The sequence below is a fragment of the Pseudomonas sp. KBN12P06040 genome, assembly GCF_037574965.1.
Lineage (GTDB): Bacteria > Pseudomonadota > Gammaproteobacteria > Pseudomonadales > Pseudomonadaceae > Pseudomonas > Pseudomonas aeruginosa.
Map to the genome: position 1 here is coordinate 1,479,218 of NZ_JBBELS010000001.1, position 23,353 is coordinate 1,502,570.

At 64.7% G+C, this 23,353-nt stretch carries 20 protein-coding genes; 19 read left to right on the forward strand and 1 reads right to left on the reverse strand.

Annotated features, from left to right (window positions below):
- Window positions 1-73 precede the first annotated feature (73 nt).
- Window positions 74-859, reverse strand: coding sequence for a type I methionyl aminopeptidase (gene map / locus VQ067_RS06955; protein ID WP_003092395.1), 786 nt, complete (start codon window positions 857-859; stop codon window positions 74-76).
- Between the two features lie 264 nt (window positions 860-1,123).
- On the opposite strand from map, the gene rpsB reads away from it, so the two are divergent.
- The 19 genes from rpsB to tilS all read left to right on the forward strand — a co-directional run bounded on the left by rpsB (window position 1,124) and on the right by tilS (window position 23,345).
- Window positions 1,124-1,864 (forward strand): 30S ribosomal protein S2, encoded by a 741-nt coding sequence (gene rpsB / locus VQ067_RS06960; RefSeq protein WP_003092394.1) that lies wholly within the window; start codon window positions 1,124-1,126, stop codon window positions 1,862-1,864.
- 130 nt (window positions 1,865-1,994) lie between these two features.
- Window positions 1,995-2,864: a translation elongation factor Ts gene (gene tsf / locus VQ067_RS06965; protein ID WP_003092393.1), complete on the forward strand. Its 870-nt coding sequence runs from the start codon at window positions 1,995-1,997 to the stop codon at window positions 2,862-2,864.
- A gap of 198 nt (window positions 2,865-3,062) precedes the next feature.
- Window positions 3,063-3,800 (forward strand): UMP kinase, encoded by a 738-nt coding sequence (pyrH, locus tag VQ067_RS06970; protein ID WP_003092391.1) that lies wholly within the window; start codon window positions 3,063-3,065, stop codon window positions 3,798-3,800.
- A 2-nt stretch (window positions 3,801-3,802) separates the two neighbouring features.
- Window positions 3,803-4,360 carry a ribosome recycling factor gene (frr, locus tag VQ067_RS06975; RefSeq protein ID WP_003092390.1) on the forward strand — a complete coding sequence of 186 codons (558 nt, stop codon included), beginning with the start codon at window positions 3,803-3,805 and terminating at the stop codon, window positions 4,358-4,360.
- A 15-nt stretch (window positions 4,361-4,375) separates the two neighbouring features.
- Window positions 4,376-5,131 carry a polyprenyl diphosphate synthase gene (gene uppS, locus VQ067_RS06980; RefSeq protein WP_003113863.1) on the forward strand — a complete coding sequence of 252 codons (756 nt, stop codon included), beginning with the start codon at window positions 4,376-4,378 and terminating at the stop codon, window positions 5,129-5,131.
- On the forward strand, window positions 5,125-5,940 hold the full coding sequence (gene cdsA, locus VQ067_RS06985; RefSeq protein ID WP_003092388.1) for a phosphatidate cytidylyltransferase: 816 nt from the start codon (window positions 5,125-5,127) through the stop codon (window positions 5,938-5,940). The genes uppS and cdsA overlap by 7 nt, the downstream gene beginning before the upstream one ends.
- Window positions 5,937-7,127, forward strand: a complete 1,191-nt coding sequence (gene ispC, locus VQ067_RS06990; RefSeq protein ID WP_023109728.1) for a 1-deoxy-D-xylulose-5-phosphate reductoisomerase — start codon at window positions 5,937-5,939, stop codon at window positions 7,125-7,127. The genes cdsA and ispC overlap by 4 nt, the downstream gene beginning before the upstream one ends.
- A gap of 25 nt (window positions 7,128-7,152) precedes the next feature.
- Window positions 7,153-8,505 (forward strand): sigma E protease regulator RseP, encoded by a 1,353-nt coding sequence (rseP, locus tag VQ067_RS06995; RefSeq protein WP_031755775.1) that lies wholly within the window; start codon window positions 7,153-7,155, stop codon window positions 8,503-8,505.
- Between the two features lie 70 nt (window positions 8,506-8,575).
- Complete coding sequence (gene bamA / locus VQ067_RS07000) at window positions 8,576-10,942, forward strand: outer membrane protein assembly factor BamA (protein WP_003129941.1); 2,367 nt, start codon at window positions 8,576-8,578, stop codon at window positions 10,940-10,942.
- Window positions 10,943-10,992: 50 nt separating this feature from the next.
- Window positions 10,993-11,499 (forward strand): OmpH family outer membrane protein, encoded by a 507-nt coding sequence (locus VQ067_RS07005; protein WP_003098586.1) that lies wholly within the window; start codon window positions 10,993-10,995, stop codon window positions 11,497-11,499.
- Window positions 11,499-12,560: a UDP-3-O-(3-hydroxymyristoyl)glucosamine N-acyltransferase gene (lpxD, locus tag VQ067_RS07010; RefSeq protein ID WP_033991078.1), complete on the forward strand. Its 1,062-nt coding sequence runs from the start codon at window positions 11,499-11,501 to the stop codon at window positions 12,558-12,560. The genes VQ067_RS07005 and lpxD overlap by 1 nt, the downstream gene beginning before the upstream one ends.
- A 45-nt stretch (window positions 12,561-12,605) precedes the next feature.
- Window positions 12,606-13,046, forward strand: a complete 441-nt coding sequence (fabZ, locus tag VQ067_RS07015; protein ID WP_003092375.1) for a 3-hydroxyacyl-ACP dehydratase FabZ — start codon at window positions 12,606-12,608, stop codon at window positions 13,044-13,046.
- Window positions 13,043-13,819, forward strand: a complete 777-nt coding sequence (gene lpxA / locus VQ067_RS07020) for an acyl-ACP--UDP-N-acetylglucosamine O-acyltransferase (RefSeq protein ID WP_003092373.1) — start codon at window positions 13,043-13,045, stop codon at window positions 13,817-13,819. Before fabZ ends, lpxA begins: the two co-directional genes overlap by 4 nt.
- A 3-nt stretch (window positions 13,820-13,822) precedes the next feature.
- Window positions 13,823-14,959 carry a lipid-A-disaccharide synthase gene (lpxB, locus tag VQ067_RS07025; protein ID WP_003109334.1) on the forward strand — a complete coding sequence of 379 codons (1,137 nt, stop codon included), beginning with the start codon at window positions 13,823-13,825 and terminating at the stop codon, window positions 14,957-14,959.
- Window positions 14,959-15,564: a ribonuclease HII gene (rnhB, locus tag VQ067_RS07030; protein ID WP_003092371.1), complete on the forward strand. Its 606-nt coding sequence runs from the start codon at window positions 14,959-14,961 to the stop codon at window positions 15,562-15,564. Before lpxB ends, rnhB begins: the two co-directional genes overlap by 1 nt.
- A gap of 216 nt (window positions 15,565-15,780) precedes the next feature.
- Window positions 15,781-17,196 (forward strand): alanine/glycine:cation symporter family protein, encoded by a 1,416-nt coding sequence (locus VQ067_RS07035; RefSeq protein ID WP_003138024.1) that lies wholly within the window; start codon window positions 15,781-15,783, stop codon window positions 17,194-17,196.
- A gap of 129 nt (window positions 17,197-17,325) precedes the next feature.
- A complete protein-coding gene (gene dnaE / locus VQ067_RS07040) occupies window positions 17,326-20,847 on the forward strand; it encodes a DNA polymerase III subunit alpha (RefSeq protein WP_003098578.1) in 3,522 nt (1,173 codons plus the stop codon).
- Window positions 20,848-20,996: 149 nt separating this feature from the next.
- Entirely contained in the window at window positions 20,997-21,947 is a 951-nt protein-coding gene (gene accA, locus VQ067_RS07045) for an acetyl-CoA carboxylase carboxyl transferase subunit alpha (RefSeq protein WP_003109333.1), read from the forward strand.
- A 69-nt stretch (window positions 21,948-22,016) separates the two neighbouring features.
- Window positions 22,017-23,345 (forward strand): tRNA lysidine(34) synthetase TilS, encoded by a 1,329-nt coding sequence (tilS, locus tag VQ067_RS07050; RefSeq protein ID WP_049950275.1) that lies wholly within the window; start codon window positions 22,017-22,019, stop codon window positions 23,343-23,345.
- The last annotated feature ends 8 nt before the right edge of the window (window positions 23,346-23,353 follow it).

The following is a 23,353-nucleotide window of genomic DNA, read 5'->3' on the forward strand; positions in this document are numbered from 1 at the left end:
AATCGGGGCGTCGGCCCCGCCGGAATGGGGCGGGGCGTCGAGGCGCACGGCTGGCAGCAAAAGCCGGGCCGGATCAGGCGGCCGAGGTGCGCGGGAAGGTTTCGTCGTTGCGCAGGGTGAGGATCTCGTAGCCATCGGCGGTGACCAGCACGGTGTGCTCCCATTGCGCGGACAGCTTGCGATCCTTGGTGATCGCGGTCCAGCCGTCGCCGAGCAGGCGGGTCTCCGGGCGGCCCTGGTTGATCATCGGCTCGATGGTGAAGATCATGCCTTCCTTCAGCTCGATGCCGGTACCCGCACGACCGTAGTGGAGGACCTGCGGCTCCTCGTGGAACACCTTGCCGATGCCATGGCCGCAGTATTCGCGGACCACCGAGAAGCCGTTCTTTTCCGCGTGCTTCTGGATGATTTCGCCGATATCGCCCAGGTGCGCGCCCGGACGCACCACGGAAATGCCCTTGTACATGCATTCCTGGGTGATCTGGCAGAGGCGGTCGGCCCATTCCGGGGTCTTGCCGACCAGGAACATCTTGCTGGTGTCGCCGTGGTAGCCGTCCTTGATGACGGTGATGTCGACGTTGAGGATGTCGCCTTCCTTCAGCGGCTTCTCGTTGGGGATGCCATGGCAGACCACATGGTTGATCGAGGTGCAGATCGACTTGGGAAAGCCCTTGTAGTTCAGCGGGGCGGGAATCGCCTTCTGCTCGTTGACGATATAGTCGTGGCAGATGCGGTCCAGCTCCTCGGTGGTCACGCCGGGCTTGATGTGTTCGCCGATCATTTCCAGCACTTCGGCGGCCAGGCGGCCGGCGATGCGCATCTTCTCGATATCGTCCGGCGTCTTGATGGTGACGGTCATGCGAATTCTCTTCGGGCGTGCAAGCACGCATGAATAATAAGGAATACGCGATTCTAGCAGACCTGACCGACCGATCTACTCCCGCCCGGCCATCCGCGGCGGGTTTCACTGCGTCCACGGTTATGGTATAAAGCGCCCCGCTCCGAGGCTGCGGCCTTTTCCGGAGCACAAACCCACACATGCATCGACACGATGGCCTGGGTGCCCGCAAGGGTTGGTCATTGGGATGCGTGGAGGCCTAACCCGACTTATCGAGGAACTATCATGTCCCAAGTCAACATGCGCGATATGCTGAAGGCCGGTGTGCACTTCGGCCACCAGACCCGTTACTGGAACCCGAAAATGGGCAAGTTCATTTTCGGCGCGCGCAACAAGATCCATATCATCAACCTCGAAAAGACCCTGCCGATGTTCAACGAGGCCCTGACCTTCGTTGAGCGCCTGGCCGCTGGCAAGAACAAGATCCTGTTCGTCGGCACCAAGCGTTCCGCCGGCAAGATCGTTCGCGAGGAAGCCGCTCGTTGCGGCATGCCGTACGTCGACCATCGCTGGCTGGGCGGCATGCTCACCAACTACAAGACCATCCGTCAGTCGATCAAGCGCCTGCGCGACCTGGAAACCCAGTCCCAGGACGGCACCTTCGACAAGCTGACCAAGAAAGAAGCCCTGATGCGCAGCCGTGACCTCGAGAAGCTCGAGCGCAGCCTGGGCGGCATCAAGGACATGGGCGGCCTGCCGGACGCTCTGTTCGTGATCGACGTCGACCACGAGCGCATCGCCATCACCGAAGCCAACAAGCTGGGCATCCCGGTCATCGGCGTTGTCGATACCAACAGCAGCCCGGAAGGCGTCGACTATGTAATTCCCGGTAACGATGATGCCATCCGCGCCGTGCAACTCTACCTGAACTCGATGGCCGAAGCGGTAATCCGCGGCAAGCAGGGCGCTGCCACCAGCGCCGACGAGTTCGTCGAGGAAGCGCCGGCCGAATCCGCCGAAGGCTGATTCCGGGACGTTCAGACGTCCGACGGTGCGCAGGAAGGGGGCTAGGCCCCCTTTTTGCCACCTTTGAGTTTCTGCCCGGCAGGCCGGGCACAAAGGTTTTTTGAGAGCTACCACTCAAGAGGATTTCGAAATGGCAGAAATTACTGCAGCCATGGTTAAAGAACTGCGCGAGCGTACCGGCTTGGGCATGATGGAGTGCAAGAAGGCGCTGACCGCCGCTGGCGGCGACATCGAGAAGGCCATCGACGACATGCGCGCTGCCGGTGCGATCAAGGCTGCCAAGAAGGCCGGCAACATTGCCGCCGAAGGCTCGATCGCCGTCAAGATCGCTGCCGACAACAAGGCCGCCGTGATCATCGAAGTCAACTCCCAGACCGACTTCCTGGCCCTCCAGGACGACTTCAAGGGCTTCGTCGCCGAGAGCCTGGAAAAGGCCTTCAACGAGAAGCTGACCGACGCCGCTCCGCTGGTCGAAGCGCGTGAGGAGGCTCGTCTGGCCCTGGTCGCCAAGACCGGCGAGAACGTCAACATCCGCCGCCTGACCCGCGTCGAGGGCGACGTGGTCGGCGCCTACCTGCACGGCCACCGCATCGGTGTCGTGGTCAACCTGAAAGGCGGCAACCCGGAACTGGCCAAGGACATCGCCATGCATGTCGCCGCCAGCAACCCGCAGTTCCTGAGCGCTTCGGAAGTTTCCGAAGAAGCGATCGCGAAAGAGAAGGAAATCTTCCTGGCGCTGAACGCCGACAAGATCGCCGGCAAGCCGGAGAACATCGTCGAGAACATGGTCAAGGGCCGCATCAGCAAGTTCCTCGCCGAAGCGAGCCTGGTCGAGCAGCCTTTCGTGAAGAACCCGGAAGTGAAGGTCGGCGACCTGGCCAAGCAGGCTGGCGCCGAAATCGTTTCCTTCGTTCGTTACGAAGTGGGCGAAGGCATCGAGAAGGCCGAAGTGGACTTCGCTGCCGAAGTTGCCGCTCAAGTAGCCGCCACCAAGCAGTAACAAAGACGGTTTCGACTGTCGCCCCGGAAGAGGCTGCCCGCTGATGCGTGCGGCCTCTTCGTCAAATGGGGAAGCGTTCGGGGCAGCTTCCGCGTTGCCGGCCCGCTCGGCGGGCTCGCACGCAACGCAGGCGCAAAGTCGTCTCCGCCCACGACGGCCCGGCCGTCACGTATTTTTATCGCCGCAGGAGAAAAGGTCATGGCTCAGCAACTGAGCGCTCGTCAACCTCGCTATAAACGCATTCTTCTAAAGTTGAGCGGCGAAGCCCTGATGGGCTCGGAGGAGTTCGGCATCGATCCCAAGGTGCTGGACCGCATGGCGCTGGAAATCGGCCAGTTGGTCGGGATCGGCGTGCAGGTCGGCCTGGTCATCGGCGGCGGCAACCTGTTCCGCGGCGCGGCGCTGTCCGCGGCCGGCATGGACCGGGTGACCGGCGACCACATGGGGATGCTGGCCACCGTGATGAACGGCCTGGCGATGCGCGATGCGCTGGAGCGCTCGAACATCCCCGCGCTGGTGATGTCGGCGATCTCCATGGTCGGTGTGACCGACCACTACGACCGCCGCAAGGCCATGCGCCACCTCGGCGGTGGCGAGGTGGTGATCTTCTCCGCCGGTACCGGCAACCCGTTCTTCACCACCGACTCGGCGGCTTGCCTGCGCGCCATCGAGATCGACGCCGACGTGGTCCTTAAGGCTACCAAGGTCGATGGCGTGTACACTGCCGACCCGTTCAAGGACCCGAATGCCGAGAAGTTCGAGCGCCTGACCTATGATGAAGTGCTCGACCGCAAGCTCGGCGTGATGGACCTGACCGCCATCTGCCTGTGCCGTGACCAGAACATGCCGCTGCGGGTGTTCAACATGAACAAGCCGGGCGCATTGCTGAATATTGTTGTTGGTGGTGCCGAAGGCACCCTGATCGAGGAGGGTTGAGAATGATCAACGAGATCAAGAAGGAAGCGCAGGAGCGCATGGGCAAGACCCTGGAAGCGCTGGGCCATGCCTTCGCGAAGATTCGTACCGGTCGCGCGCATCCGAGCATCCTGGATAGCGTGATGGTTTCCTATTACGGGGCCGATACGCCGCTGCGCCAGGTCGCCAACGTCACCGTGGAAGACTCCCGCACCCTGGCCCTGGCCGTGTTCGACAAGAGCATGATCCAGGCGGTCGAGAAGGCCATCATGACCTCCGACCTGGGGCTCAACCCGGCCACCGCCGGCACCACCATCCGCGTACCGATGCCGGCCCTGACCGAGGAGACCCGCAAGGGCTACACCAAGCAGGCGCGTGCCGAGGCCGAGCAGGCGCGGGTTTCCGTGCGCAACATCCGTCGCGATGCGCTGGCCCAGCTGAAGGACCTGCAGAAGGAAAAGGAAATCAGCGAGGACGAAGAGCGCCGCGCCGGCGACGACGTGCAGAAGCTGACCGACAAGTTCATCGGTGAGATCGAGAAGGCACTGGAAGCCAAAGAAGCGGACCTCATGGCTGTCTGAGGCCGGGCTGACGTCATGGAAAAGACCCGGAAGGATGTGTGCGTGCCACGCCACGTGGCCATTATCATGGACGGTAACAATCGCTGGGCGAAGAAGCGTCTTCTGCCCGGCGTCGCCGGCCACAAGGCCGGTGTCGATGCCGTCAGGGCGGTGATCGAGGTCTGCGCCGAGGCAGGGGTCGAGGTCCTCACCCTGTTCGCGTTCTCCAGCGAGAACTGGCAGCGTCCGGCGGACGAAGTCAGCGCGCTGATGGAGCTGTTTCTCGTGGCCCTGCGCCGCGAGGTGCGCAAGCTCGACGAGAACGGCATCCGCCTGCGCATCATCGGCGATCGCACGCGTTTCCATCCGGAGTTGCAGGCGGCCATGCGCGAAGCGGAAGCCGCCACTGCCGGCAATACCCGTTTCCTCCTCCAGGTCGCCGCCAACTACGGCGGCCAGTGGGACATCGTCCAGGCCGCACAGCGCCTGGCGCGCGAGGTCCAGGGCGGGCACCTGGCGGCGGACGATATCTCCGCCGAGCTGCTCCAGGGCTGCCTGGTGACCGGCGACCAGCCGCTGCCCGACCTGTGCATCCGCACTGGCGGCGAGCATCGCATCAGCAATTTCCTTCTCTGGCAGCTGGCCTACGCCGAGCTGTATTTCTCCGACCTGTTCTGGCCCGACTTCAAGCACGCGGCGATGCGGGCTGCCCTGGCGGATTTCTCCAAGCGCCAGCGCCGCTTCGGCAAGACCAGCGAGCAAGTCGAGGCCGAGGCCCGTCCGTCATGCTGAAACAACGGATCATCACGGCGCTGGTGCTCCTGCCCATCGCGCTGGGTGGTTTTTTCCTTCTCGAAGGGGCGTTCTTCGCCCTGTTCATCGGCGCGGTGGTGAGCCTGGGGGCCTGGGAATGGGCACGCCTGGCCGGCTATGAACAGCAGTTCGGCCGCGTTGCCTACGCGGCGACGGTCGCCGTACTGATGGTCGCTCTCTACCATCTGCCGCAGCTTGCCGGAGCCGTGCTGCTGCTGGCGTTGGTCTGGTGGACGCTGGCCACTGTGCTGGTGCTCACCTACCCGGAAAGCGTCGGCTACTGGGGCGGACGCTGGCGCCGCCTGGGCATGGGCCTGCTGATCCTGTTGCCGGCCTGGCAGGGGCTGGTCCTGCTCAAGCAGTGGCCGCTGGCCAATGGCCTGATCATCGCCGTGATGGTGCTGGTCTGGGGCGCGGATATCGGCGCCTACTTCTCCGGCAAGGCCTTCGGCAAGCGCAAGCTGGCGCCGCGGGTCAGCCCCGGCAAGAGCTGGGAAGGCGTTTACGGCGGCCTGGCGGCCAGCCTGGCGATCACCCTGGCGGTCGGCCTCTACCGCGGCTGGTCCCTCGGCGCGCTGCTCCTGGCCCTGCTCGGCGCGGCGCTGGTGGTGTTCGTCTCGATCGTTGGCGACCTCACCGAAAGCATGTTCAAGCGCCAGTCCGGAATCAAGGACAGCAGCAACCTGCTGCCCGGCCACGGTGGCGTGCTGGATCGCATCGACAGCCTGACGGCAGCCATCCCGGTATTCGCGGCCCTGCTCTGGGCCGCCGGCTGGGGTGCGCCATGAGTCGACCGCAGCGGATCAGCGTGCTCGGCGCGACCGGCTCGATCGGCCTGAGCACCCTGGACGTCGTCCAGCGTCATCCCGATCGTTACGAAGCCTTCGCCCTGACCGGCTTCAGCCGCCTGGCCGAACTCGAGGCGCTGTGCCTCAGGCACCGCCCCGTCTATGCGGTGGTGCCGGAGCAGGCCGCGGCGATCGCCTTGCAGGGCTCGCTCGCCGCGGCGGGTATCCGCACCCGGGTGCTGTTCGGCGAGCAGGCGTTGTGCGAAGTGGCCAGCGCGCCCGAAGTGGACATGGTAATGGCGGCCATCGTCGGCGCCGCCGGGCTGCCGTCGACCCTGGCGGCCGTCGAGGCCGGCAAGCGCGTACTGCTGGCCAACAAGGAAGCGCTGGTGATGTCCGGCGCGCTGTTCATGCAGGCGGTCAAGCGCAGCGGCGCGGTGCTCCTGCCGATCGACAGCGAGCACAACGCGATCTTCCAGTCGCTGCCGCGCAATTATGCCGATGGCCTGGAGCGGGTCGGCGTGCGCCGGATCCTCTTGACCGCCTCCGGCGGCCCGTTCCGCGAGACGCCGCTGGAGCAACTCGCTTCGGTGACGCCGGAGCAGGCTTGTGCGCACCCGAACTGGTCGATGGGGCGGAAGATTTCCGTCGATTCCGCCAGCATGATGAACAAGGGGCTCGAACTGATCGAGGCGTGCTGGCTGTTCGACGCCCAGCCGAGCCAGGTCGAGGTGGTGATCCACCCGCAGAGCGTGATCCACTCGATGGTGGACTACATCGACGGCTCGGTGATCGCCCAGCTCGGCAATCCGGACATGCGCACGCCGATTTCCTATGCCATGGCCTGGCCGGAGCGAATCGATTCCGGCGTTTCGCCGCTGGACATGTTCGCCGTCGGTCGCCTGGATTTTCAGCGCCCCGACGAGCAGCGCTTCCCCTGCCTGCGCCTGGCGAGCCAGGCCGCGGAAACCGGCGGCAGCGCCCCGGCCATGTTGAATGCCGCGAACGAGGTGGCCGTGGCCGCATTTCTCGAGCGGCGCATCCGCTTCAGCGACATCGCGGTTATCATCGAGGACGTGCTGAACCGCGAGGCGGTGACCGCAGTCGAATCGCTCGATCAGGTCCTGGCCGCCGATCGCCGCGCCCGTTCGGTCGCCGGGCAATGGTTGACCCGACACGCCGGCTAGTCTTCGGACGGCCTGGAGGTAGGAGATGAGTGCGCTTTACATGATCGTCGGTACCCTGGTGGCCCTGGGCGTGCTGGTGACGTTCCACGAATTCGGCCACTTCTGGGTCGCGCGACGCTGCGGGGTGAAGGTCCTGCGCTTCTCCGTCGGCTTCGGCACGCCGCTGGTGCGCTGGCACGACCGGCACGGCACCGAGTTCGTGGTGGCGGCCATTCCGCTGGGCGGCTACGTCAAGATGCTCGACGAGCGCGAGGCGGAAGTACCGGCCCATCTGCTCGAACAGTCCTTCAATCGCAAGACGGTCCGTCAGCGGATCGCCATCGTCGCGGCTGGTCCCATCGCCAATTTCCTACTGGCGATTCTGTTCTTCTGGGGCGTCGCCCTGCTCGGTAGCCAGCAGGTGCGCCCGGTCATCGGTTCCGTGGCGCCGGAGAGCCTGGCCGCCCAGGCCGGCCTGGAGGCCGGGCAGGAACTGCTGGCGGTGGACGGCGAGCCCGTCACCGGCTGGAGCGGGGTCAACCTGCAGCTGGTTCGCCGTCTCGGCGAGAGCGGTACGCTGGAAGTGCGGGTGCAGGAAAAGGGCTCGAATGTCGATTCCACCCACCAGGTGCGTCTGGATGGCTGGCTGAAGGGCGAGGACAATCCCGATCCCATTGCCTCGCTGGGCATCCGGCCCTGGCGGCCGGCCTTGCCGCCGGTGCTGGCCGAACTCGACCCCAAGGGGCCGGCGCAGGCCGCCGGGCTGAAGCTCGGCGACCGCTTGCAGAGCATCGATGGCATCGCCGTCGACGACTGGCAGCAGGTGGTGGACAGCGTCCGTGCCCGTCCCGGGCAGCGCGTCCAGCTCAAGGTACTGCGCGACGGCGAAGTGCTGGATGTTGCCCTGGAGCTGGCGGTGCGCGGCGAGGGCAAGGCCCGGAGCGGCTACATGGGGGCGGGGGTCGCCGGTACCGAATGGCCGGCGGAAATGCTCCGCGAAGTGAGCTACGGACCGCTGGAGGCGGTGGGTCAGGCGCTTTCCCGAACCTGGACCATGAGCCTGCTAACGCTCGACTCCATAAAGAAAATGTTGCTCGGCGAGCTCTCGGTAAAAAACTTGAGCGGGCCGATAACCATTGCTAAAGTGGCGGGCGCTTCAGCCCAGTCTGGCGTGGGGGATTTTCTCAATTTCCTGGCCTATCTGAGCATTAGCTTGGGGGTTCTCAACCTGCTGCCGATCCCTGTCCTCGATGGCGGGCATCTGCTGTTCTATCTGGTTGAGTGGGTGCGCGGGCGCCCATTATCCGAACGGGTACAGGCTTGGGGGATGCAGATCGGCATCAGTCTGGTCGTTGGCGTGATGTTGCTCGCTCTGGTCAACGATCTGAGTCGTCTGTAGTCATGTTGAATTCGAATCTGCCGCCCTTTGCGGCAGATTCTCTATTTGTCAGTTGGAAAAAAAGGACTCCATGAAACGCTTTCTGCTACCCGCGCTGCTGTCAGCGCTGATGATCGCCGAGGTTCACGCCGAGTCCTTCACTGTTTCCGATATCCGGGTCAATGGCCTGCAGCGCGTGTCCGCCGGTAGCGTGTTCGCCGCCCTGCCGCTGAACGTCGGCGAGACCATCGACGACCAGGCCCTGGTCCAGGCCACCCGCTCCCTGTTCAAGACCGGTTTCTTCCAGGACATCCAGCTCGGCCGCGATGGCAACGTGCTGGTAGTCACTGTAGTCGAGCGCCCGTCGATCTCCAGTATCGAGATCGAGGGCAACAAGGCGATTTCCAAGGAAGACCTGCTCAAGGGCCTGAAACAGTCCGGCCTGGCCGAGGGCGAGATCTTCCAGCGCGCCACCCTCGAAGGCGTGCGCAACGAGCTGCAACGCCAGTACGTGGCCCAGGGCCGCTACTCGGCCGAGATCAACGCGGAAGTGATCCCGCAGCCGCGCAACCGCGTCGCGCTGAAGATCAACATCAACGAAGGCACGGTCGCCGCGATTTCCCACATCAACGTGGTGGGCAACACCGTCTTCTCCGAAGAAGACCTGACCGACCTGTTCGAACTGAAGACCACCAACTGGCTGTCGTTCTTCAAGAACGACGACAAGTACGCCCGCGAAAAGCTCTCCGGCGACCTCGAGCGCCTGCGCTCCTATTACCTGGACCGCGGCTACATCAACATGGATATCGCCTCCACCCAGGTATCCATCACCCCGGACAAGAAGCACGTCTACATCACCGTCAACATCAACGAGGGTGAGAAGTACACCATCCGCGACGTGAAGCTGACCGGCGACCTGAAGGTGCCGGAAGAGGAAGTGAAGCGCCTGCTGCTGGTGCAGAAGGGCCAGGTGTTCTCGCGCAAGGTGATGACCACCACCTCCGACCTGATCACCCGTCGCCTGGGCAACGAGGGCTACACCTTCGCCAACGTCAACGGCGTGCCGGAAGCCCATGACGACGACAAGACCGTCTCGGTGACCTTCGTCGTCGACCCGGGCAAGCGCGCCTACGTCAACCGCATCAACTTCCGCGGCAACACCAAGACCGAAGACGAAGTGCTGCGCCGCGAAATGCGCCAGATGGAGGGCGGCTGGGCCTCCACCTACCTGATCGACCAGTCCAAGGCCCGCCTGGAACGCCTCGGCTACTTCAAGGAAGTCAACGTCGAGACCCCGGCGGTTCCCGGCACCGACGACCAGGTCGACGTCAACTACAGCGTCGAAGAGCAACCGTCCGGCTCGATCACCGCCAGCGTCGGCTTCGCCCAGAGCGCCGGCCTGATCCTCGGTGGCTCGATCAGCCAGAACAACTTCCTGGGTACCGGCAACAAGGTCAGCATCGGCCTGACCCGCAGCGAATACCAGACCCGCTACAACTTCGGCTTCGTCGACCCCTACTGGACTGTCGACGGTGTCAGCCTCGGCTACAACGCCTTCTACCGGAAGACCGACTACGACGAGCTCGACGTCGACGTCGCCAGCTACTCGGTGAACAGCCTGGGCGCCGGCATGAGCATCGGCTACCCGATCAGCGAGACCTCGCGCCTGACCTATGGCCTGAGCGTGCAGCGCGACCAGATCGACACCGGCCGCTACACCGTGGACGAGATCTACGACTTCCTCGACAAGGAAGGCGACAACTTCACCAACTTCAAGGCTTCCATCGGCTGGTCCGAATCGACCCTGAACAAGGGCGTGCTGGCCACCCGTGGTCACTCGCAGAGCCTGACCCTGGAAACCACCCTGCCGGGCAGCGACCTGTCGTTCTACAAGATCGACTACCGCGGGCAGGTCTTCGCCCCGCTGACCGACAACTACACCATGCGCTTCCACACCGAGTTGGGCTATGGCGACGGCTACGGATCCACCGAGCGCCTGCCGTTCTACGAGAACTACTACGCCGGCGGCTTCAACTCGGTGCGGGGCTTCAAGGACAGCACGCTGGGGCCTCGTAGTACTCCGAGCCGTGGAGAGGCGGAAGGTGGTCGACCTGGAACCGTCAGGGATCCAGACCAGGATCCCGAAGCCTTCGGTGGTAACATCCTGATCACCGGCGGCGCCGAGCTGCTGTTCCCGCTACCGTTCGTCAAGGACCAGCGCCAGTTGCGTACCGTGCTGTTCTGGGACGTGGGTAGCACCTTCGATACCGATTGCCCGACCAAGACCACTCAGAACTGCGACGGCATCAAGACCGACAACCTCGCCAGTTCCGTGGGCGTCGGCCTGACCTGGATCACCGCGCTGGGCCCGCTGAGCTTCAGCCTGGCGACGCCGATCAAGAAGCCGGACAACGCGGAAACCCAGGTCTTCCAGTTCTCCCTGGGCCAGACCTTCTGATTTGTACGTAGTACCGAGTAACGAAACCATGCTTTGTGCAGGAGTGCATCGTGCGTAAGTTCACCCAGTTCGTCCTGATCACCGCAGCCATCATGGCGGCTCCTTCGGCGTTCGCTGAAATGAAGATCGCGGTGCTCAACTACCAGATGGCGCTGCTCGAGTCCGATGCCGCCAAGCAATACGCCGTGGATGCCGAGAAGAAGTTCGGCCCCCAGCTGAACAAGCTGAAGAACCTCGAACGCGACGCCAAGGCGCTGCAGGACAAGCTGGTTTCCAACGGCAGCAAGATGTCCCAGGGCGACCGCGAGAAGGCCGAGCTGGACTTCAAGCAGAAGGCCCGTGACTTCCAGTTCCAGTCCAAGGAACTGAACGAGTCGAAGGCCGCCGCCGACCGCGACATGTTGAAGAAGCTCAAGCCGAAGCTGGACCAGGCCGTCGAGGAAACCATCAAGAAAGGCGGCTACGACATGGTCATCGAGCGTGGCGCCGTGGTCGACGTCAAGCCGCAATACGACATCACCCGCCAGGTGATCGAGCGGATGAACCAGCTGCGTTGATGATGAGCACCTTGTCCTACACCCTGGGCCAGCTGGCCGCGCATGTCGGCGCGGAACTCCGTGGCGACGCGGACCTGCCGATCCAGGGCCTGGCGACCTTGCAGGAGGCCGGACCGGCTCAGCTGAGCTTCCTGGCCAACCCGCAGTATCGCAAGTACCTGCCCGAAAGCCGTGCCGGCGCCGTCCTGCTGACGGCTGCCGACGCCAACGGGTTCTCCGGTACCGCGCTGGTGGTGGCCAATCCCTACCTGGCCTATGCCAGCCTGTCGCACCTGTTCGATCGCAAACCGAAGGCGGCCGCCGGTATCCATCCCACCGCCATCGTCGCGGCGGACGCCGAGGTCGATCCGAGCGCCAGCGTCGGCGCCTATGCGGTGATCGAGAGTGGCGCCCGCATCGGCGCTGGCGTCAGCATCGGCGCGCACTGCGTAATCGGCGCCCGTAGCGTGATCGGCGAAGGCGGCTGGCTGGCGCCGCGGGTCACGCTCTACCACGACGTCACCATCGGCGCGCGGGTGAGTATCCAGTCGGGCGCGGTGATCGGCGGCGAAGGTTTCGGTTTCGCCAACGAGAAGGGCGTCTGGCAGAAGATCGCCCAGATCGGCGGGGTGACCATCGGTGACGACGTCGAGATCGGCGCGAACACCACCATCGACCGTGGAGCACTGTCCGATACGCTGATCGGCAACGGTGTGAAGCTGGACAACCAGATCATGATCGCGCACAACGTGCAGATCGGCGATCATACCGCCATGGCCGCTTGCGTCGGCATTTCCGGCAGCGCCAAGATCGGCAGGCATTGCATGCTCGCCGGCGGCGTTGGCCTGGTCGGCCATATCGAGATCTGCGACAACGTTTTCGTGACCGGCATGACCATGGTGACCCGCTCGATCACCGAGCCGGGATCGTATTCCTCCGGTACCGCCATGCAACCGGCGGCCGAATGGAAAAAAAGCGCCGCGCGCATTCGTCAACTGGACGACATGGCGCGTCGACTTCAGCAGCTGGAAAAACGCCTGGCTGCCGTGACCTCAAGCGGTGACGCTTCATCTGATGCGTAATTGACGTTTTTTGCGTCACCCTTTTCTGAACAGGCTCCCCCTAACATGATGGACATCAACGAGATTCGCGAATACCTGCCTCATCGCTATCCTTTCCTGCTGGTGGATCGGGTGGTAGAGCTGGACATCGAGGGCAAGCGCATTCGCGCCTACAAGAATGTCAGTATCAATGAGCCGTTCTTCAACGGACATTTCCCCGAGCACCCGATCATGCCGGGCGTGCTGATCATCGAGGCGATGGCCCAGGCGGCCGGTATCCTCGGTTTCAAGATGCTCGACGTGAAGCCCGCCGACGGCACCCTTTACTACTTCGTCGGTTCGGACAAGCTGCGCTTCCGCCAGCCGGTCCTGCCGGGCGACCAACTGCAACTGCACGCCAAGTTCATCAGCGTGAAGCGCAGCATCTGGAAATTCGACTGCCACGCTACCGTCGACGACAAGCCGGTATGCTCGGCTGAAATCATCTGTGCGGAACGCAAACTATGAGTTTGATCGATCCTCGCGCCATCATCGATCCGAGCGCCAGGCTGGCGGCTGACGTCCAGGTGGGCCCGTGGTCCATCGTCGGGGCGGAAGTGGAGATCGGTGAAGGGACGGTGATCGGTCCGCACGTGGTGCTCAAGGGCCCCACGAAGATCGGCAAGCACAACCGCATCTACCAGTTTTCCAGCGTCGGCGAGGATACTCCCGACCTGAAATACAAGGGCGAGCCGACGCGCCTGGTGATCGGTGACCACAACGTGATCCGCGAAGGCGTGACCATCCATCGCGGAACCGTCCAGGATCGCGCGGAAACCACCATTGGCGACCACAATCTGATCATGGCCTATGCGCACATCGGCCATGACAGCGTGATCGGCAACCATTGCATCCTGGTGAACAACACGGCGCTGGCTGGGCATGTCCACGTGGACGACTGGGCGATCCTGTCCGGCTACACCCTGGTGCACCAGTACTGCCGGATCGGCGCGCACAGCTTTTCCGGCATGGGCAGCGCCATCGGCAAGGACGTCCCGGCCTACGTGACGGTCTTCGGCAACCCGGCCGAAGCCCGCAGCATGAACTTCGAAGGCATGCGTCGGCGCGGCTTCAGCAGCGAGGCCATCCATGCCCTGCGGCGTGCCTACAAGGTGGTCTATCGCCAGGGACATACCGTCGAGGAAGCCCTGGCCGAGCTGGCCGAAAGCGCTGCCCAGTTCCCCGAGGTCGCGGTGTTCCGTGATTCCATCCAGAGCGCAACCCGCGGCATCACCCGCTGAGCCATGGCTGACGGATTACGCGTAGCCCTGGTCGCCGGCGAGGCCTCCGGCGACATCCTCGGGTCCGGACTGATGCAGGCGCTGCGGGCGCGGCACCCGGATATCGAGTTCATCGGCGTCGGTGGGCCGCGCATGGAGGCCGAAGGGCTGTCCAGCTATTTCCCCATGGAGCGCCTGTCGGTGATGGGCCTGGTCGAAGTACTGGGCCGGCTGCCGGAGTTGTTGCGACGGCGCAAGCGCCTGATCCGCACGCTCATCGAGGCCCGGCCGGATGTGATGATCGGCATCGACGCTCCCGACTTCACCCTCGGCGTCGAACACAAGCTGCGCCAGGCTGGCCTGCGCACCGTGCATTACGTCAGCCCTTCGGTGTGGGCCTGGCGGCAGAAGCGGGTGCTGAAGATTCGCGAAGCCTGCGACCTGATGCTGGCATTGTTCCCCTTCGAAGCACGTTTCTACGAAGAGCATGGGGTGCCCGTGCGTTTCGTCGGCCACCCCCTGGCCAACACCATTCCCCTGCAGGCGGATCGCGCTGCGGCCCGCGCGCGGCTCGGATTGCCGGCGGACGGACAGGTGGTGGCGCTGATGCCGGGCAGTCGCGGCGGCGAGGTCGGCAAGCTCGGCGCCTTGTTCCTCGACACCGCCCAGCGCCTGCTCGTCGAACGGCCGGGCCTGCGTTTCGTGCTGCCCTGCGCCAGCGCTGCACGGCGCGAACAGATCGAGCAGATGCTCCAGGGCCGCGAGCCTCTGCCGCTGACGCTGCTCGACGGCGCTTCCCATGAAGCGTTGGCCGCCTGCGATGCGGTGCTGATCGCCTCCGGTACCGCGACCCTCGAGGCGCTGCTCTACAAGCGGCCCATGGTGGTGGCTTATCGGGTCGCCGGGCTGACGTACCGGATTCTCAAGCGCCTGGTGAAAAGCCCTTACATCTCCCTGCCGAACCTGCTGGCCGGGCGCCTGTTGGTGCCGGAACTGATCCAGGACGCCGCCACCCCGCAAGCGCTGGCCGCAACCCTCTCGCCGCTGCTGGACGACGGCTCGCAGCAGGTGGAATTCTTCGATGCCATCCATCGGGCCTTGCGCCAGGATGCTTCGGCACAGGCGGCGGAAGCCGTCCTGCAACTGGTGGAGCGCCGCTGATGCAACTGGGCCTGGATTTCAATCTGGTGGAGGATCTGGTCGCGGGCGTCGACGAGGTCGGTCGCGGTCCGTTGTGCGGTCCGGTGGTCACCGCCGCGGTGATTCTCGACCCGAGCCGCCCAATCCTCGGCCTGAACGACTCGAAGAAGCTCAGCGAAGCTCGTCGCGAGGCGCTGTTCGAAGAGATCCGCGAGAAGGCCCTGGCCTGGTGCATCGCCCGCGCCGAGGTCGAGGAGATCGACCGGCTGAACATTCTGCATGCCACCATGCTTGCCATGCAGCGCGCGGTCGAAGGCCTCAGCGTGACTCCGCGGCTGGCCCTGATCGACGGCAATCGCTGTCCGAAACTGGCGGTGCCCAGCGCGCCGGTGGTCAAGGGCGACAGCCAGGTACCGGCAATCGCCGCGGCGTCGATCCTGGCCAAGGTCAGTCGCGACCGGGAAATGGTCGAGCTGGACCGGGTCTATCCGGGCTATGGCATGGCCGGGCACAAGGGCTATCCGACCGCTGTCCATCTCGAGGCGCTTTCCCGTCTCGGCCCGACGCCGATCCATCGACGCTCGTTTGCTCCGGTTCGCGAATTGCTGGATGTCCCTGTTCAATAATTGAGCGGATGTCGCGTGACTGACCGTATCCGTCGCCTGGTGACAAGCGGTGAGCGGCGTCAATAGCGGAAAGTCCTGCCCCTTCCTGCCAGGTACCATTCACAGCGAAATTTCCTTCGGCTCGCACGTCATTCCGTGTGTGTCCGAAACACGCGGCCTTCTACCCGGGAGGTCGGCTGACAACAATCCGCCATAAGCGGAACAGGGGAGTTATCCATGCAAGAATTCGCCACTCAGGTCGTCGACCTGCTCAACGGCCTTATCTGGGGCAAGATCCTCATCTGGCTGCTGGTCGGTTGCGGCCTGTACTTCACTGTGCGCCTGGGATTGATCCAGTTCCGCCACTTCGGCCATACCTTCAGCGTGCTCAAGGGCAGCCGCCAGTCGGACGACTCGGGAATCTCCTCGTTCCAGGCGCTCTGCACCTCTCTGGCGGCGCGGGTCGGTACCGGCAACGTCGCCGGCGTGGCGGTAGCGATCACGCTCGGCGGTCCCGGCGCAGTGTTCTGGATGTGGGCGATCGCCCTGGTGGGGATGGCGACCGGCTTCGTCGAGGCGACCCTGGCCCAGTTGTTCAAGATTCGCGACGACAAGGGCCAGTTCCGTGGCGGCCCGGCCTACTACATGGAGAAGGGCCTGGGCGCGCGCTGGATGGGCATCCTGTTCTCGATCTTCCTGATCATCGCCTTCGGTTTCGTCTTCAACTCGGTGCAGGCCAATACCATCACCGGTGCCATGCAGGGCGCCTTCGGCGTGCCGACCTGGATCAGCGGCATCGCCGTGGTGATCCTCACCGCGTTGATCATCTTCGGCGGCCTGCGCTCCATCGCGCGCTTCTCCGAGCTGGCGGTACCCTTCATGGCGGTGGCCTACCTGCTGCTGGCGGTGGGCATCATCCTGTTCAATCTCAGCGAACTGCCGGGCGTCCTGGAGATGGTGGTGAAGAGTGCCTTCGGCTGGCACGAGGCCGCCGCCGGCGGCATCGGCGCGGCGATCCTCAACGGCTTCAAGCGCGGCCTGTTCTCCAACGAAGCAGGCATGGGCTCGGCGCCCAACGCCGCCGCCTCGGCCACGCCCTATCCGCCGCACCCGGCGTCCCAGGGCTACGTGCAGATGGCCGGCGTGTTCATCGATACCCTGCTGATCTGCACCGCTTCCGCCGCCATCATCCTGCTGGCCGGACCGCAGGAAGGCGAGGGCATCATGCTGGTGCAGAATGCCCTGACCAGCCAGGTCGGCGACTGGGGCCGCTACTTCCTGGCGGTGATCATCCTGTTCTTCGCCTTCACCTCGATCGTCGCCAACTACTTCTATGCCGAGAACTGCCTGGTATTCCTCGAGCACAACCACCTGGCGGGCCTGTTGATCTTCCGCCTGATCGTGCTGGCGATGGTGATGTTCGGCGCGCTGGCTTCGCTGCCGTTCGTCTGGAACCTCGCCGACGTGTCGATGGGCCTGATGGCGATCACCAACCTGATCGCCATCCTGCTGCTGTCCAACCTCGCGATCAAGCTGGCCAAGGACTATAACGCCCAGCGCAAGGCCGGCAAGCTGCCGACCTTCGACGCCAGCCAGTTCCCTGAAGTCCAGCAGAAGCTCGAACCGGGCATCTGGGACGACCGCCGCGCCTGAGCGCGGGGCGGGCGACGTTTCTCGGCGCAGCCGAGGCGCATCGTCCGCTCTTGAACCTGTAGCTTTGCCACCGGGCCCGGTACAATCCGGGCCTTGTCGTTTTTGCGTTATTTCTGCTCCGGGGCCTTCATGACCGTATCCTTCGTTCACCTGCGTCTGCATACCGAATTCTCCCTGGTCGACGGCCTGGTCCGGGTCAAGCCCCTGGCCAAGGCGGTGGCGGGGCTGGGCATGCCGGCGGTGGCGGTCACCGACCAGAGCAACATGTGCTCGCTGGTGAAGTTCTACAAGACCGCCATGGGCGCCGGCATCAAGCCGATCTGCGGGGCCGACATCTGGCTCGCCAGCCGCGAGGAAGATGGCCCGCTCAGCCGCCTGAGCCTGCTGGCGATGAACGCGAAGGGCTATCGCAACCTCACCGAGCTGATTTCCCGCGGCTGGAGCGAAGGCCAGCGCAATGGCGAGATCATCATCGAGCGCGACTGGGTCAAGGAGGCGGCGGAAGGCCTGATCGCGCTGTCCGCGGCCAAGGAGGGCGAGATCGGCCACGCGCTGCTCGACGGCGAGGAGGCCAAGGCCGAGGCGCTGTTGCGCGAGTGGATGGAGGTGTTCCCCGAGCGCTTCTACGTCGAAGTGCAACGTACCAGTCGGGTCAACGACGAGGAGCACCTCCACGCGGCGGTGGCTCTGGCGTCACGCTGTAACGCGCCGCTGGTGGCGACCAACGACGTGCGCTTCATCAAGCAGGAAGACTTCGAGGCCCACGAGACCCGCGTCTGCATCGGCGAGGGGCGGACCCTCGACGATCCGCGGCGGCCGCGTACCTATTCGGACCAGCAATACCTGAAGTCGCCGGCGGAAATGGCCGAGCTGTTCAGCGACCTGCCGGAAGCGTTGGAAAACACCGTCGAGATCGCCAAGCGCTGCAACATCGAGGTGCAGCTGGGCAAGTACTTCCTGCCGGACTTCCCCACGCCCAATGGCATGGGCATCGACGACTACCTGCGGCACGCCTCCTTCGAAGGTCTCGAGGAGCGCCTGGAGGTGCTGTTGCCGAAGGACACCCCGGACTACGAGGCTAAGCGCCAGGTCTATGTCGACCGTCTGAACTTCGAACTCGATATCATCATCCAGATGGGTTTCCCCGGTTACTTCCTCATCGTGATGGACTTCATCAAGTGGGCGAAGAACAACGGCGTGCCGGTAGGCCCCGGGCGGGGCTCGGGCGCCGGCTCGCTGGTGGCCTACGTGCTGAAGATCACCGACCTCGATCCGCTGGCCTACGACCTGCTGTTCGAACGTTTCCTCAACCCGGAACGGATCTCCATGCCCGACTTCGACGTCGACTTCTGCATGGAGGGCCGCGACCGGGTGATCGACTACGTGGCCGACGCCTACGGGCGCAACGCGGTGAGCCAGATCATCACCTTCGGCACCATGGCGGCGAAGGCGGTGGTACGCGACGTGGCGCGGGTCCAGGGCAAGTCCTACGGTCTCGCCGACCGGCTGTCGAAGATGATTCCGTTCGAAGTCGGCATGACCCTGGATAAGGCCTACGAGCAGGAAGAAATGCTCCGCGACTTCCTCAAGAGCGACGAGGAAGCCGCCGAGATCTGGGAGATGGCCCTCAAGCTGGAAGGCATCACCCGCGGTACCGGCAAGCACGCTGGTGGCGTGGTGATCGCGCCGACCAAGCTGACCGACTTCTCGCCGATCGCCTGCGACGAGGAAGGCGGCGGCCTGGTGACCCAGTTCGACAAGGACGACGTGGAGGCGGCCGGCCTGGTGAAGTTCGACTTCCTCGGCCTGCGGACCCTGACCATCATCAAGTGGGCGATGGAGATCATCAACCGCGAGCAGGCCAAGAAGGGCCTGGAGCCGGTGAACATCGACTTCATCCCGCTGGACGACAAGCCGACCTATTCGCTGCTGCAGAAGGCCGAGACCACTGCGGTGTTCCAGCTCGAATCGCGCGGCATGAAGGAGCTGATCAAGAAGCTCAAGCCGGACTGCCTGGAAGACCTCATCGCACTGGTGGCGCTGTTCCGCCCGGGTCCTCTGCAGTCGGGCATGGTGGACGACTTCATCAACCGCAAGCACGGTCGCGCCGAGCTGTCCTATCCGCACCCCGATTACCAGTACGCCGGCCTGGAGCCGGTGCTCAAACCCACCTACGGCATCATCCTGTACCAGGAACAGGTGATGCAGATCGCCCAGGTCATGGCCGGCTATACCCTCGGTGGCGCGGACATGCTGCGCCGGGCGATGGGCAAGAAGAAGCCCGAGGAAATGGCCAAGCAGCGCGGCGGTTTCATCGAGGGTTGCAAGAACAACGGCATCGATGCCGATCTCGCGGGCAACATCTTCGACCTGGTGGAAAAATTCGCCGGCTACGGCTTCAACAAGTCACACTCGGCAGCCTACGGCCTGGTCTCCTACCAGACCGCTTGGCTGAAGACCCACTTCCCGGCGCCGTTCATGGCCGCGGTACTCACCGCGGATATGCAGAACACCGACAAGGTGGTGACGCTGATCGAAGAATGCCGGCACATGAAGCTGCGCATCGTGGCGCCGGACGTGAACAACTCCGAGTTCCGCTTCACCGTCGACGACGATGGCCGGATCGTCTATGGCCTGGGTGCGATCAAGGGCGTCGGCGAGGGGCCGGTGGAGGCGATCACCGAATGCCGCGCCGAAGGCGGGCCGTTCAACACCCTGTTCGACTTCTGCGACCGCGTCGACCTCAAGCGCATCAACAAACGCACCCTGGAGGCGCTGATCCGCGCCGGTGCGCTGGATCGCCTGGGGCCGCACTACCACGACGAGCTAAAGGCCTACCAGGCTACCGTCGACCTCAACCGCGCCGTGCTGCTGGCGGCGATGGAGGAAGCGATCCAGGCTGCGGAGCAGACCGCGCGCAGCCACGACAGCGGGCACATGGACCTGTTCGGCGGAGTCTTCGCCGAGCCGGAGGCGGATGTCTACGCCAACCACCGCAAGGTCAAGGAGCTGACCCTCAAGGAACGCCTGAAGGGCGAGAAGGACACCCTCGGCCTGTACCTGACCGGCCATCCGATCGACGAGTACGAAGGCGAGGTGCGGCGCTTCGCCCGCCAGCGCATCGTCGAGCTGAAGCCGGCGCGCGATACCCAGACGGTGGCCGGGCTGATCGTCAACCTGCGGGTGATGAAGAACAAGAAGGGCGACAAGATGGGCTTCGTCACCCTCGACGACCGCTCCGGACGGATCGAGGCCTCGCTGTTCTCCGAAGCCTTCGCCGCGGCCCAGTCGCTGCTGCAGACCGACGCGCTGGTGGTGGTCGAGGGCGAGGTCAGCCAGGACGACTTCTCCGGCGGACTGCGCCTGCGCGCCAAGCGCGTGATGAGCCTGGAGGAGGCGCGTACCGGCCTGGCGGAGAGCCTGCGGATGAAGCTGCACGCCGACCTGTTGAAGGGCGATCGCCTGCGCTGGCTGGGCGAGCTATTCAACCGCCATCGCGGTTCCTGCCCGATCACCCTGGACTACACCAGCGCCGACGCCAAGGCCCTGCTGCAGTTCGGCGAGAGCTGGCGGGTGGATCCGGCGGACGATCTGATCCAGGCATTGCGTGACCAGTTCGGGCGCGACAACGTCTTCCTCAATTATCGTTAATCGCGATGGGCGATAACGCCGTTGTTCCGCGCTCTGCGGCGGGAAAACGCGGATCGCCCTTGCTCCCGGCTCGACCCCTGGCGCCCGATCCCGTAAGGTAGGGCGCCAAACGGAAACGGCCCACTAGAATCTGCGCACGACGGAAGCCTATGAACCCGAACTTTCTTGATTTCGAACAGCCGATCGCCGACCTGCAAGCCAAGATCGAAGAGCTGCGCCTGGTGGGCAACGACAATGCGCTGAACATCAGCGACGAAATCTCGCGTCTGCAGGACAAGAGCAAGGCGCTCACCGAAAACATCTTCGGCAATCTGTCCAGTTGGCAGATCGCCCAGCTCGCGCGCCATCCCAAGCGTCCCTATACCCTCGACTACATCGGCTACCTGTTCAGCGATTTCGAGGAACTGCACGGCGACCGGCATTTCGCCGACGACCCGGCGATCGTCGGTGGCGTTGCCCGCCTCGACGGTTCCCCGGTGATGGTCATCGGCCACCAGAAGGGCCGCGAAGTCCGTGAGAAGGTCCGGCGCAACTTCGGCATGCCGCGTCCGGAAGGCTATCGCAAGGCCTGCCGCCTGATGGAAATGGCCGAACGCTTCAAGATGCCGATCCTGACCTTCATCGACACGCCCGGCGCCTACCCGGGGATCGATGCCGAGGAACGCGGCCAGAGCGAGGCGATCGCCTGGAACCTGCGGGTGATGGCGCGACTGAAGACGCCGATCATCGCCACCGTGATCGGCGAGGGCGGTTCCGGCGGCGCGCTGGCCATCGGTGTCTGCGACCAGTTGAACATGCTGCAATACTCCACCTATTCGGTGATCTCGCCGGAGGGCTGCGCCTCCATCCTCTGGAAGACCGCCGAGAAGGCGCCGGAAGCCGCCGAGGCCATGGGCATCACCGCCGAGCGCCTGAAAGGCCTGGGCATCGTCGACAAGGTCATCGACGAACCGCTGGGCGGCGCCCATCGCGATCCGGCGAGCATGGCCGAATCGATCCGTGGCGAACTGCTGGCGCAACTGAAGATGCTCCAGGGCCTGGAAATGGGAGAGTTGCTGGAGCGTCGTTACGACCGCCTGATGAGCTACGGCGCGCCGTAAACCATCCGGCGCACTGGTACGATCGACAAGCCCGGCATTCGCCGGGCTTGTCGCATGAGGAGCGCAAGCATGCCGGCGGTGCCGCTCGAATCCCGTCTGTTACAGGCCCTGGCGCCCTGGCGCGAAGCGGGGGGCTGGTGCGTGGCGTTTTCCGGCGGGCTGGATTCCACGGTGTTGCTGCATCTGCTCGCCCAACTGGCCCGGAGCGAAGCCTTGCCGGCGCTGTCGGCGCTGCATGTCCACCATGGCTTGCAGGCTGCGGCGGACGGTTGGCCGGCGCACTGCCAGGCGGTCTGCCGGTCGCTGGGTATCCCGCTGCGGGTCGAGCGGGTGCAGGTCGCCGTTGGCGGCAGCATCGAGCAGGCGGCGCGCGACGCCCGCTATCGCGCATTCCAGGCGAACCTGGGCGAGGGACAGGTGCTGCTCACCGCGCAGCACCTCGACGACCAGGCCGAGACCTTGCTGTTCCGCCTGTTGCGTGGAGCGGGCCTGCGCGGCCTGGCGGCGATGCCGGCGAGCCGGCCGCTGGGCGGCGGCCGCCTGTGCCGCCCCTTGCTCGGGGTTTCCCGCGCCGAACTGGAAGCCTATGCGCAGGCGCACCGGCTGGACTGGGTGGAGGATCCTTCCAACCAGGATCCGCGCTTCTCGCGCAACTACCTGCGCCGGGAGATCATGCCGCGTCTCGCCTCCCACTGGCCGCAGGCCGTCGCCGGCATGGCGCGCTGCGCGGCGCATCTGCGCGAGGCCGAAGACCTGCTGGCTGAACTGGCCGCCATCGACCTCCGGGCCTGCCGCCAACCCTCGGAACTGGATTGGCCGGACTGGCTGGATCTGCCCCGGATCGCCCTGGAGCCTCTGCGCCGCCTCAGCGCTGCGCGCCAGCGCAACCTGCTGCGGGCCTGGCTGGGACAGCTGACGCGGTTGCCGGACAGCGACCACTGGGCCGGCTGGGAGTCGTTGCGCGATGCCGGCGACGATGCCGACCCGATCTGGCGCCTGGAGAGCGGCGAGTTGCGTCGCGGCGCGGGGCGGATCTGGTGGTTGCCGGCGGACTGGCGTGCAGCGGCGGGACCGTTCGTCTGGGAGTGTCCCGCTCATCCATTGCTTCTTCCCGGCAATGGCCGGCTGGCGTTGCTCGGCGAGGTTCCGGCGGGACCGTTGCGCGTCGACTACCGGCGGGGTGGGGAGGTGCTGGCCCTGGCCGGGCGCGGTCGCCGCGACCTCAAGCGATTGCTCAACGAAGCGGGCGTACCGAGCTTCCTGCGCGGTCGTTTGCCGCTGCTCTTCCGAGCCGACGAACTGCTCGCGGTGGCCAACATTCCTGGCCTGGACAGTCCCCGCGAGGGGGGCTGGCGACTGTCCTGGAGCCCGCCGACGAACGACCCGGGTTTGAGCTAGTAAGCCGT